The following is an 11604-nucleotide window of genomic DNA, read 5'->3' on the forward strand; positions in this document are numbered from 1 at the left end:
CTGCATCACCGCTGTCACCGTCACGATGTCGAAGCGCGCCTTGAGATCGGCGATCGATAAGTCGAGTGGTGTCGAGACCGACCCACGGATCGCGAGCCGATACGAGCCTCCATCGATCTCGGGCAGGTTGCCGTGACTGCGCACGTAGAAGTCGTCGGCATCCGTTCGGAAGGCCGCCCGCAGGCGGTCGAGCGCCGGCTCGGCGTTGTAGGGCGCCTCGCCGTGAACGATGAGATGTTTCTTGCGCTCCGAAAGGTTCATGCACGTTCCCGGTGTGAGGCAGGGGCTTCCGCATGAAACGCGCTCGGGGCCCAATGGTCCCCGAGCGGATGGCAATCACGGTTGCGGCTTGAGGTTCGTGAGGTAGTCGATGATCGCTGCCGAATCCTCCGGCGCGACCGGCGCGTGATAAACCTTCGCCATCTTGTTCACGGTCTCCGTCCATTGCGCCTTGGTCAGCTTGGGCTGTGTCAGAACCATGCCGGCCGAGTGGCAGGCGAGGCAGTTGTTGTTGATCGCCTCGGCCTTGGGACCGCCTGGAAACATCCGCTCACTCTGCGGCAGCTCGATCTTCTGTGAGGTGAAGGTCATCGGCTTGGGTGCTTGCCCTTCGGCAAATGCCGGAGCAGCGCCGATCGCGATGATGGCGGCGAGGAGTATGCGTCCCATATCTGATCCTCCTCTCAGGCGACCGTGATCGCGACGGTTTCGATGGGATTGCGCATGAAGCCGCCGGGATTCCAGACCGCCGCGTCCGGCTGCACCACACCCTTGGTGTTGGTGCAGCGGACCTTCACCTCGACCGAGCCTGCTGCGAGCGACGGCAGCGAGCCGTCGAAGCGACGGAAGCTGTAGGGGCCCTCGTCCTTCCCGAGCTGCGTTGGGAACCAGTTCTTGCCACCGTCCGAGGAAAACTCCACCGACTTCACCCCGCAATCGCCACCGAGCGCGATGCCGCGCAACGCGATCGGGCTGCCAGCCGCCACGCGCTGGCCGGCCTTGAGGTTCGTCAGGAACGAGCGCGGTACCATGCTGTTGATCGGCACCGTCGGAAAACCCTTCTCGCCGGGCTTCACGTTGGCGCCGGGTGTGTCGGGGATGCGATAGGCGGTCTTCATCCAGTAGTTCTCGTCCGGCTTGTCGAGCACCTCGATGTCGGACAGCATCTTCATCCAGTAGGTCGAAAACCAGCCCGGCACGATCAGGCGCAATGGGAAGCCATGCAGGATCGGCAACTGCTCGCCGTTCATGGCGTAGGCGATCATCACTTCGCCATCCTGGGCATGGGCGACGTCGAGCGACTTCTTGAAGTCCGGCGCTTCGTCGACGACCGGAGCATCGAGACCATCGAACCGGACCTCTATGGCGTCTGACATCACACCTGCCTTGTCGAGCACGTCCTTGAGCTTGACGCCGGTCCAGAGCGCATTGCCCATCGCGCCGTTCGCCCACTGAGCACCGGGAACGCGCGGCTCGAAGAGTCCGCGCGAGTTGCCCGAGCACTGGTTGACCGCCGCAATCTCGAAGCGCGGGAGCTCTGCGATGTCGTTCAGCGACAAAGACAGCTCGCGCTCGACCGCGCCATGCACCTTCAGCCGGAAGGCGTCGGCGTCGATCTCGGTTGGGATCGAGGCCCAGTGCCAGCGCACGAAGAAGCGGTCGTTGGGTGTGAACACGCCCTGGTCGAACACCTCGAACGGCGTCTCCAATAGCGGCGGGTGAGTCCGCTGCAGGATCATCTCGCCCTTGCCCGGAAAGGCCGTTGTGAGCTGGCGCTCATCCGGGCCGCCGGGCAGCGGCAGCTTGACCGAGCCAGCGGCCCAAGCTGGGAAAGAAGCGGCAAGTCCGCCGAAGCCGATGCCTCCGATCACCGCGCGCCGATTCAGCCGCGTTTCGAACGATCGTCTCATCAATGTCTCCTCCCTTTACTTCATGAATTCTGGCGAGCGGTCGCGCTGCTCAAACGATGGTCAGCCACGCGATGCCGATAGCCACGACGGAAAGGATTAACGTCCAGACCAGGACCCAGCGCATACGGCCGCTCGTTTCGCCCTCGCGGGCATTGTCGGTTGTTTTGATGGTCTGACGGCTGTTCACGACTGAAACTCCTATGTTCGAGTGCAACGGTGGGTGTTCCTCATGCGATCCCGAGTAGCCGGATCAGGCCAAGGCTCGCTCCGGTCAGGGCGACCAGGGAGGCCACGACGGCGATCGTGACGCGTGGACCCGCGCCGACGACGCTACGGACATCCACGCCGAGTCCGAGGGCAGCCATCGAGACGATCGTGAGGATGTTGGCGATCTCTGCGATTGGAGAGAGCGCGGCCTGCGGAATCAGGCCTGCCGAGCGCAGTCCAGCGAGACCGAGGAAGGCGAGGATGAACCATGGTACGAGGTGGTGAATGGCGACGCGTCCCTTCTGCGGGCGTTCGCCGGCGGTGAAATGCGGAGCGGGGACGTCCGCCTCTTCACGGAGCCGGCTCGCGCCGAGCGAGAGCGCCAGCACCACCGGGCCGAGCATGAGGACACGCACCAACTTGACCAGCGTACCGACCTGAACACTCAAGGCGGCGACCGGAGCCGTCGCTGCCAGAACCTGCGGCACCGCGTAGACCGTCAGCCCCGCGAGCACGCCGTATTGCATCGGCGAAAGGCCGAAGAGCGGTACGAGCAGCGGCAGGCCGAGAACGACGAGGACGCCGAGGACAGCCGTGAAGGCGATGGACGACGCGACGTCCTCTCCGTCCGCGCCGATCACCGGCGCGGCTGCGGCGATGGCAGAATTGCCGCAGATGGAGTTCCCGCAGGCGACGAGGATCGCAAGGCGATGGTGCAGCCCGAGCGCCCGGCCGATACCGTAGCTGGCGGCGATAGCAAGCGCCACGACCGCGGCGATACCGACGAGCAGGCCGGGGCCTGCCGCCAGAAGCGTCCCAAGGCTCAGCGAAGCACCGAGCAGAACGACAGCGATCTCCAGTACCGTCTTCGCACCGAACGCAATGCCGGGAAAGAAGCGCTCTGGAGGCGTCCAGGCAGTGCGCAGCGCGGTGCCGAGCAGGATCGCCAGCACGAGCGCCTCCAGCCAAGCCCGGCCAAACAGGTGACCCTCTGCCGCCTCCAAGCCGAGCGCTGCAGCAGTGACGACGATACACAAGCCGAAGCCAGGGAGGATCCGCTGGGTGGCGTGGCGAAGCGTATGAAAGGGGTCTGCTCGTCTGGGCGCGGTCATGGATGGCTCCGATCTGCCCATCCAAACTCGGCCTCTGCGTTCGTTCTTTCCAACAGAATGTTTTGATCGTTTCGATCTGCCTTAATGATCGAAAGATGGGGCGCTTCGGTCTCAGCTTGGTCTGCCGCGCGTATTGGATCGATTGGCGCTTGAGCGCCGTGTATTCCGCGACGCTCGCACAAATTGCAGATCAGGACTTGCTAATCCCGGACGCCGATGACGCGCTGGCAATGTCCGCAATCTGTTTTCTATCCGCCAAAGCAGCCGTTCCGCTTTCGGCCAGAACGTGGCGACCGCTGCGCGCCCAACCCGGTCGTTCCGACATGTCGAATACCTGCTCTGAAACGGACATAGGCTCTGGCAAGCCAATGATGGAATGGCGGGGCTCGGCGGCCTCGCCGGGCGCTCTCAATGCTATGGCTCGATTTAAAGCGGCGCATTCCTCTTCGCCCTGGCGCTTGTAGAAGTGGATCTGGACGCCAAGGTCGCACGGTGGGTCGCGTCCCAGTTCGTTATGTTGTTCAAGCGGGGCGGCGGCAGATGTAGTTCAGCCGCTAAAGGGGCAGTCCTGAACGGCCGACCTGCCCTGCAGGAGGTGCGGCGTTGGACCGCCCGCCCGGCCGAGGACCATTTTACCGTCCGGGCGGGGATGACTCCGCGCCAATTCGCGCGCGTTTTCCGGGCCAAGACCGGCCTAACTCGGGAAGCCTATTTCAAGAACGTTTGGATCGAGGCCGTCCACCGCCTACCTGATATCGCCGTCACCGATCTTGCGGTCTGCCGCTCACGACGGTGCGGCTCGTCTGGTCCTTCGACTGACGGGCTTCGCTGTCGTCGCCCGCTAAACCCCCAGGATGCGCTTGCGGCGCTTCCAGTTCTCGACCTTGCGCAGAAGGCGCGAGAGCTGTTCGATCGAGTACGGCTTATGCAGCAGCTCAAACCCATGGCTGCCGTTCTCGGCCAGTACGTGGCTGTAGCCGGAGGCCAGCAGCACGGGAAGGTCTTGGTGCTCCTCGCGGATCCGGTGGGCCAGCTCGACGCCGTTCATGCCCGGCATCACTACGTCCGAGAACACCACGTCGAACCGGTCAGCGTCTCTCGCCAGCTCGTCCAGCGCTTCCTTCGGGCTGCTCGCGAGAACGGTCACGTAACCGAGGTCGGCCAGCGTCTGTACCGCGAAGGTGCCCACCTCTGCGTTGTCCTCGACCACGAGCACGCAAGTGCCATGGCCGTCCATCAGTGCATCCGGCTGGCTCTCGACGGCGCGTTCCTCCTCGGCCACGCGCGGCAGGAAGAGCGTGAAGGTGGTGCCCCGTTCGACCTCGCTCTCGACCGTGACCTCGCCGCCTGATTGCTTGGCGAAGCCGAACACTTGACTCAGCCCCAGGCCGGTGCCGTGGCCGACGCCCTTGGTGGTGAAGAACGGTTCGAAGATGTGCTGCACCTGCTCCGGCGGGATGCCGGCGCCCGTGTCGCTGATCGACACCGCGACGAAGGGCCCCTCGACGGCATCGTCCGAAGCGGCCTTGGGCATGCGTTCGGCGGGACGCACGCGGATCGTAAGTAGCCCCTCGCCATCCATCGCGTCGCGCGCGTTGATGGCCATGTTGACCAGCGCCGTATCGAACTGGTTCTGGTCGGCATGGACATAGCAGGTCTTCTTGGGCAGATCCGTCTCAATCCGGATGCGGGCGCCTGTGAGAGTCCCCATCATGTCGGTAAGCGCGCGAACACTGTCGCAGACCGCGAAAACTTCGGGCTTGAGCGCTTGGCGCCGGGCGAAGGCGAGGAGCTGCCCGGTCAGTTTGGCAGCCCTGTCCACGGTATCGGAGATGGCTTTGACATAGCGCGTGTGTCGCTCCGGTTCGAGGTCCGGCCGCTTGAGTAGATCGGTCGAGGACTTGATGACGGTCAGCAGGTTGTTGAAGTCGTGCGCGACGCCGCCGGTCAGCTGCCCGACGGCTTCGAGCTTCTGCGCCTGCCGCAGGTCCCGCTCCATGCGTTCACGCTCGGCCGCCTCCGCGAGGAGACGAGCATTGGCTTCGGCGAGCTCGGCGGTTCGTGCGGCGACCTGGGTTTCCAGCAGGGCTCCTGCATCCTTCAGCAGCGCGGCCTGCGCCTCCAGCTCAGCGTGAAGCGCGACCACCCCCCGGTTCGTCTCGGCAAGCTCTTGGTTGAGGCGCTGCGCCTCCTCCTGGCGCTCGGCGAGCGCGGCGAGGCTCTGCATCAGCTCGCGGTTCTGGTCGCGCAGCGCGACGAGCGGCTCTTCGGTGCGGGCGCGGGCGACATCCTCGGCGAGGCCTGCGAGCCTCTTGGCGCTGAAGATTTCGCTTCCCGACGGGAGCTTTTTGCCGAAGGTCACGACGGTACCGTTGCCTCCCGCGGCCTCGATCTCGAAGCGGTCCATGAGGCGGCGTGAGCCGGTGATCCCGATGCCGAGGCCGGTCGATGAGCGGTAGCGACCCTCTAGGATGTCTTCGAGATGGGGGATGCCGGGACCCCTGTCGCTGACTCGGATCACCAGAGACTGGCCGGCGTGGGCCTCGTCGAGGCCGTATTCTATGCGGCCGCCGCCGGCATACGCGTAGGCATTCCGCGCAATCTCGGAGACCGCCGTGGCGATGCGCGTCTGGTCCTGGAGCGCAAAGCCGAGGCGCTCGGCCAGACGTCGCACGCGCTGACGGACCGTGACGATGTCGTCCTCGTGCTCGATGGGGCTGGTGAGCAGCGTCCATTTCATGGCGCGTCCCCCCGAACCACGAGCACGGTGGCGTCGTCGCGGGCGCGGGCGAAGTCGCGGAAGATCACCCCGGCGACGAGCGCCGGGTGGGCGGCGGCCAGGCCAGGATAGCCGTCGAGGTGCCATCCGGTCGCGATGCCGTCCGAGCAGAGCACGAACAGGTCGTGGGACTGCATCGGATACTCGAATTCCTGGATGCGGCGGGCCGCGTGACCGGCCGTACCGGCGAGGCTGACCGTGCGCTTGATCACCGGTCCGGAGACCACAGCGCCCGCGACGTTTCCGATCCCGGCGAACGTTAGGGTTCCGGTGTCCCTGGCGTGGCGTGCGACGGACACGGCGCCGCCGCGCGTGTGCGACAGCCCCGCATGCACGGCGACGAGGATCTCGGTGGGGCTCTTGTCGTGATGGCGGCGGAACAGCCGCATGGCCTCTTCCGACGCCTTCGCGGCGTCGGGGCCGTGGCCGAGCCCGTCCGCCACGATGGCCGTCCAGCCATCGACCCGTTCATGGACGGCGTAGGCGTCTCCGTTGGCGGTCTCGCCCTTCAACGGCACCGTGACCGCGCTGAAGGCCGGCAAGGCGTCCGATGGATCCGATCGGGCACCTCGGGCACCGGAGAGCCGCACCAGCACGGCCGTCCCCGATCCAGGTCGCGAGACAATGTCGAACGCGTTCGAGAGCCGTTTCACCGCGCCGAGACCCTCGCCGCCGCTCCCGCCGGTGGAATGGCCGTCCCGCAAAGCCGCGCCAAGATCTGGGAAGCCCGCGCCCTTGTCGAGCGCGAGGATCTCCAGACCCGTTCCGGTGCCGTCTTCGTAGATGCCGACAAGGATCTCGCCGGGCACGCCGTACTTGACGACATTGGTAGCGAGTTCGGTCACGACGATGGCAGCGCGGCCGCACGCCGTTTCGTCGAAGCCGATGGACAGCGCCGCGGCGACGGCGCGTCGACGGGCCTCCGCTACCTGGCTCGCCTCTGTGACGGTGACCCGGTCCATGGTTACTTCCAGCGCGCGATGGTCACGCGCGTGCCTGTCCCGGGCGTCGACTCGATGTGGAACTCGTTGGAGAGCCGCTTTGCTCCGCCCAGGCCGAGACCCATCCCGCGTCCCGTGGTGAAGCGGTCGGTCAGTGCTTGCTCGATGTCGGCGATCCCCGGCCCCCGGTCCTCGAAAGTCAGGCGCAGGCCCTTTCGGATGCCGGCCTGGACGATCTCCGCGCGGACGTCCCCGCCCCCGCCGTAGTCGAGGGTGTTGCGCGCGAGTTCGCTCGCCGCGGTCACGATCTTGGTTTGGTCGACGAGCCCGAGGCCGATCTCGACGGCGAGCGTCCTTACCCGCTGCCTGACGCGGACGACGTCGTCGCCGGAGCGTACGGGCAAGGTCTCAGTCTTCGAGACCTTCAAGGTCGCTCCCTCGGTCGTGATCCTCGGACAGCCGGGCCTGGATCAGCGTCATCCCGCGCTCGACGTTGAGGGCCGTCTTGATGCCGGTGAGCTCCAGGCCGAGCTCGACCAGCGTGATGGCGACCGCCGGCCGCATTCCGGCAACGACCGTCTCGGCGTCCAGCATGCGGGAGACGGCGGCGATGCTGACCAGCATGCGGCCGATGAAGGAATCGACGATTTCCAATGCGGAAATCTCGATGAGGACGCCTCGCGCGCCGGTGCGCGCGATCATCGCCGTGAGGTCTTCCTCCAGCGCTAGCGCGAGACGGTCGTGCATGTCGACCTGGATGGTGACGATCAGCGCGCCACCGAGCTTGAGGATTGGGATGCGGTCCATCGGCTCAGCGCCGCTCGACGGCCGGAACCGCTTGCTGGCGGACAACCCTGCGGCCGGTCTGCTTGAGGGCGACGGCGAAGGCGTCGGCCAGCGTCGCCTTCGAGACGACGTTTAGCTCGACCCCGAGATGAACCATGGTCTGGGCTATCTGAGGCCGGATGCCGGAGACGATGCAATCGGCTCCCATCAGCCGCGCGGCGGCGACGGTTTTTAGAAGATGCTGGGCCACCAGGGTGTCGACCGTCGGCACGCCGGTGATGTCGATGATGGCGATCTCGGCCTCCTCGTCGACGATGGCCTGGAGCAGGTTCTCCATCACGACGCCGGTTCGGGCGCTGTCGAGGGTGCCGATCAGCGGCAAAGCGAGGATGCCGTCCCAGAGCCGGACGACCGGCGTCGACAGCTCGGCGATCTCCTGCCCCTGGCGCCCGATGACCTCCTCGCGGCTCGCCAGGAACACCTCCGTGGTGTGCAGTCCGAGCTGGTCCAGCACCTTGCCCGCGGCCACGATCCCCGCCGCCAGGGCGGGTGTGTCCGACCCGATAGCACGCCGGAGCGCTTCGAAGATCGGCTCCTTGAGCGCGAAGACGAAGTTAGCGGTGTCGGTAGGGGTGAAGCCCTGGATCGCACGCGAGCGCGAGATCTCTGCAAGGGTCTCGCGCAGCGAGGCGTAGGCCTCGCCGTCCGCGTCGGGGCCGCCTTCGGCGAGCGCGTCCTTGAACTGGGCGAGCACGCTCTTTGCCTGCGTCTGGAGCTCGGCCTCGCGGATGCGTCCGCTCTGGAGCGAGGCACCGGCGCGCAGGCCCGCGAGCCAAGCGTCCAGAATCGCGGTCTCGTCCCGGGTGACTGTCCCGGCCAGGACCTCGGCGCCGTCCATCGTCATCAGCTTATCCTTGTACTCGTTAGAAGCCTTTAGACTGCCCGGGGCGCCTTCGATAGGCGCCATCGCCGTGCCCCGGGTCGGCGCGAGGCAGTTGTCCATGGCCTGTTCGATCCAGCGGAACGGATCGCCCGTGCGGGGATGTAACCCGCCGTGCAACGCCGTTAGAGGCCGGCTCCTGATCCCTCCGGGATTTCCGGGCGCCATCGCATCATCGCGCGGCGCGAGCAGACGATGGCCACGTGGGCCTCCTGGCGAAAATCCAATTCTGAAGCATTTTGCTATCCGCGCTTCAAGATCTAGGAATCGGCATGAATGATGACGCGGCCAGCGCCGAATTGCGCGTTTAGCCCATCTCAATGAAAATCGAGTTGGGCATTTGGTGTGGCAAGCCGAGCCGCGGCACAATGCCCGAAAAGTTCTGGGATATTTGGCGGCTGCCGATGGTTCTACCTGCTCATTATCTGTCAGGATTTACATGACCAAGTTCAGCCTTGCTCTAGCGGGCGTTGTTGCGTTCGCATCGCCCGTTATGGTACAATCCACGCTTCCCCTAGGACATCAGCCGATCGGATCAAATTCTCCTTCGACCACTGGTGCGAACATCGGTGGACAAAATAATACAGGGGGCGAGGTCGATGTGACTGTGCCGCGCGGTTCAACGGGAGCAGATACTTTCCAATCGGACTCAGCGGCGGCTGGTAACGCAAACCAGCCCGAACGGGCGGTGCCTCAGGGTAGTGGAGGTGGTGGCGGCAACTCGAACTAACATTTCGTCCATCAACGGCTTCAACCCGCCCGGCTCGCCGCGGCGGGCTTTTTCGTGCGCTTCTCGACCCCCACCGTGCGGAGCGCTGCTGATGTTTGTCGGCAGCGTCGGACGCTATGTCCAAATGATGCGCACTGTGAGCACCGGCGGCAACGAGTGAATTCTTTGTCGATCGGTATTCTGTTGGCCGCCGCAGCTGGTGTGACTGTCGTTTGGGCTGCGACCATCGCGTGTGGCGCTGTCTACATGCTGCAGGGATTTTTTTAGCCCAACAGACGCGAGCCAGCTCAGCGGCATGTTTGTGGTTTGCAACGACGATACCCAGGAACCTCAGAGCTTTTCCGCCATTGAAAGCCATCGCCGGCCGGCAAGCTCGGGCGTCGGCGCTTGGGAGTACGCGGACTTCCGCCCTGACGTTTGAGGGCAAGATGGCTCGCTATTTCTTTGATATTCACGATGGTCGCAAGCTGATGCGCGACGACGATGGTGAAAAGTGCGCAGACGCAGCCGCCATCCGCCGGCTAGCGATGGAAACGCTGCCGCAGATCGCCAGTAACGAGATCCCAAAAGACGGCGATCAGCAGGCTTACACCGTGGTCGTGCGCAACGAGAGCAACGTCACGGTCTACACGGCGACGCTGGCGTTTGCCGGCCTATGGTTAGGGGATGTGGAAGAGCCGGCTCAATAGGGCCGAAAGCCTCTCATCACTCGCACTCGCCCTTTGCTTCGACCTCGGGCGGGCAATCGACGAACGGCATTGCGCCTTAATGAGATAGCCAGTCGCCGAGCGCCGCGTTGACGGCTTCGTCTCGGCTCGGCTTCGGCTCTTGCCCGGCGATGAAGCGGTCGATCGCCTCGCTGATTTCCGGCGTCAGGGTGATCGTGGTCGCGGACATGGGGCTCTCCTTAGGCCATCCAACCGTGGATGGCTGGCCGATGATCCGTGGCCATGACAAACTCGCAGGCTCAGACTGCCCCAATTTCCGGACACTTCACCCAATACCCGACCTGGGCCCAGGTCCATGAGGCGATGAGCATCATCGGCCCGCGCGGAAACCTGCGCGCCCGCTACAACATCGCGCCGACCACGACTGTCGCGGCGGTCCGCCAGGGCGAGCAGGGACGCGAGATCGTTCCGATGCGCTGGGGGCTCGTCCCGGTATGGTGGAAGAAGCCGCTAAAGAGCGTGCCGGCGACGTTCAACGCCCGCGCCGAGACTGTGGCCGAGAAGCCCATGTTCCGCGACGCCTTCAAGAAGCGGCGCTGCATCATTCCCGCGAGCGGCTTCTACGAATGGACCGGCGAGAAGGGTGACAAGCGGCCCCATCTCTTCACGGCCAGCGACGATGCGCCCGTATTGGCGATCGCGGGGCTCTGGGACCGTTGGCGCGATCCCGAGGGCGAGGAGATGCTGTCCTGCACGATGGTCGTCACAGAGCCATCGGATTGGATGGGGCCGTATCACGACCGCATGCCGGTGATCCTCGACGGCAAGCAGATCGACGCTTGGCTCGACGGCTCGGCCGGAACCGAGATCCTAATGCCGGCCGAGAGCAGCCATGTGACGGCATAGCAGCTTGCGGAGATCGCAGCCGCCGCAGGAAGCGTGACCACTCAGGCGATGACGATGTTGCGCCCGCCAGCGGACCGCCGAGGTCCGGTCTTGTCGATGAAGCGCGAGAACCCGCCGATCGCGCCCTGGACGAAGCTGACGAAAAGGCCCGAACCGCCGCCAAGCGCGCAACAAGCCAGGCGAGCTGTCCGAGCTGATCCTGTCAGTGCAGGGTCACGCGCCTGGTCACACGAGTTTTCCAGACCAGGATCTGAGTGCCGATGCGGAGCGCCGCTTCGCGCGACGAGAACATCGCTCTGGACCCATCCCACCATTCACCGTCGTGGTGATAGGCGACCCAGGCCCAAAGACGCAGACCTGACCCGATACGCTCGGCCGTGAGTTTCGAATTGATAACCGTCCTGCTCTCCAGTGAGGGTCGCACGGCATGAGCAGAGTGGCTGGCCGCCACTCTGCTCGCTGTCTCACTCAGCTGCGCCGGCTCGCGCCGGGCGTGGACGTAAGGGTGGGGTTTACTGCCCCAGCGCGACCGCTGAAGAACGCGGCGGCTGCACCAATTAGCAAGGCCAGTGCGGCATAGAGGGCGCCCTGCGCTGCAGCCTTGCGCGTGGCTTCAGCTGCCTGC

Annotated in this window: 13 protein-coding genes; 2 read left to right on the plus strand and 11 right to left on the minus strand. The window is 65.1% G+C overall.

Annotated features, from left to right (window positions below; all coding sequences use genetic code 11):
- From HCU64_RS24975 to HCU64_RS25020, 10 genes are all read right to left on the minus strand, one after another.
- Positions 1 to 261: molybdopterin-dependent oxidoreductase (locus HCU64_RS24975; protein ID WP_233387194.1), on the minus strand; the 261-nt coding region annotated here is incomplete at its 3' end.
- A 75-nt stretch (positions 262 to 336) separates the two neighbouring features.
- Positions 337 to 669, minus strand: a complete 333-nt coding sequence (locus tag HCU64_RS24980) for a cytochrome c (protein WP_233387196.1) — start codon at positions 667 to 669, stop codon at positions 337 to 339.
- 14 nt (positions 670 to 683) lie between these two features.
- Positions 684 to 1910 carry a molybdopterin-dependent oxidoreductase gene (locus tag HCU64_RS24985; RefSeq protein WP_233387198.1) on the minus strand — a complete coding sequence of 409 codons (1227 nt, stop codon included), beginning with the start codon at positions 1908 to 1910 and terminating at the stop codon, positions 684 to 686.
- 49 nt (positions 1911 to 1959) lie between these two features.
- Entirely contained in the window at positions 1960 to 2097 is a 138-nt protein-coding gene (locus HCU64_RS24990; RefSeq protein WP_233387199.1) for a hypothetical protein, read from the minus strand.
- A gap of 40 nt (positions 2098 to 2137) precedes the next feature.
- Entirely contained in the window at positions 2138 to 3229 is a 1092-nt protein-coding gene (locus HCU64_RS24995; RefSeq protein ID WP_233387200.1) for a YeiH family protein, read from the minus strand.
- A gap of 841 nt (positions 3230 to 4070) precedes the next feature.
- Positions 4071 to 5969, minus strand: coding sequence for an ATP-binding protein (locus HCU64_RS25000; protein WP_233387201.1), 1899 nt, complete (start codon positions 5967 to 5969; stop codon positions 4071 to 4073).
- Positions 5966 to 6970 (minus strand): ATP-binding protein, encoded by a 1005-nt coding sequence (locus HCU64_RS25005; RefSeq protein ID WP_233387202.1) that lies wholly within the window; start codon positions 6968 to 6970, stop codon positions 5966 to 5968. The genes HCU64_RS25000 and HCU64_RS25005 overlap by 4 nt, the downstream gene beginning before the upstream one ends.
- Positions 6971 to 6972: 2 nt before the next feature.
- Positions 6973 to 7377 (minus strand): anti-sigma regulatory factor, encoded by a 405-nt coding sequence (locus HCU64_RS25010; RefSeq protein WP_183504914.1) that lies wholly within the window; start codon positions 7375 to 7377, stop codon positions 6973 to 6975.
- A complete protein-coding gene (locus HCU64_RS25015) occupies positions 7358 to 7756 on the minus strand; it encodes an STAS domain-containing protein (protein WP_233387203.1) in 399 nt (132 codons plus the stop codon). Before HCU64_RS25015 ends, HCU64_RS25010 begins: the two co-directional genes overlap by 20 nt.
- 4 nt (positions 7757 to 7760) lie before the next feature.
- A complete protein-coding gene (locus HCU64_RS25020) occupies positions 7761 to 8738 on the minus strand; it encodes an STAS domain-containing protein (protein WP_233387204.1) in 978 nt (325 codons plus the stop codon).
- Between the two features lie 1095 nt (positions 8739 to 9833).
- On the opposite strand from HCU64_RS25020, the gene HCU64_RS25025 reads away from it, so the two are divergent.
- Positions 9834 to 10094: a DUF6894 family protein gene (locus HCU64_RS25025; protein WP_233387205.1), complete on the plus strand. Its 261-nt coding sequence runs from the start codon at positions 9834 to 9836 to the stop codon at positions 10092 to 10094.
- A gap of 76 nt (positions 10095 to 10170) precedes the next feature.
- Here HCU64_RS25025 and HCU64_RS25030 read toward each other — a convergent pair whose 3' ends face one another.
- On the minus strand, positions 10171 to 10302 hold the full coding sequence (locus HCU64_RS25030) for a ribbon-helix-helix domain-containing protein (RefSeq protein WP_233387206.1): 132 nt from the start codon (positions 10300 to 10302) through the stop codon (positions 10171 to 10173).
- A gap of 53 nt (positions 10303 to 10355) precedes the next feature.
- On the opposite strand from HCU64_RS25030, the gene HCU64_RS25035 reads away from it, so the two are divergent.
- Complete coding sequence (locus HCU64_RS25035) at positions 10356 to 10979, plus strand: SOS response-associated peptidase (RefSeq protein ID WP_233387207.1); 624 nt, start codon at positions 10356 to 10358, stop codon at positions 10977 to 10979.
- The last annotated feature ends 625 nt before the right edge of the window (positions 10980 to 11604 follow it).

Origin of the sequence: Methylobacterium sp. C25 (assembly GCF_021352225.1) — a bacterium.
Classification (GTDB): Bacteria; Pseudomonadota; Alphaproteobacteria; order Rhizobiales; family Beijerinckiaceae; genus Methylobacterium.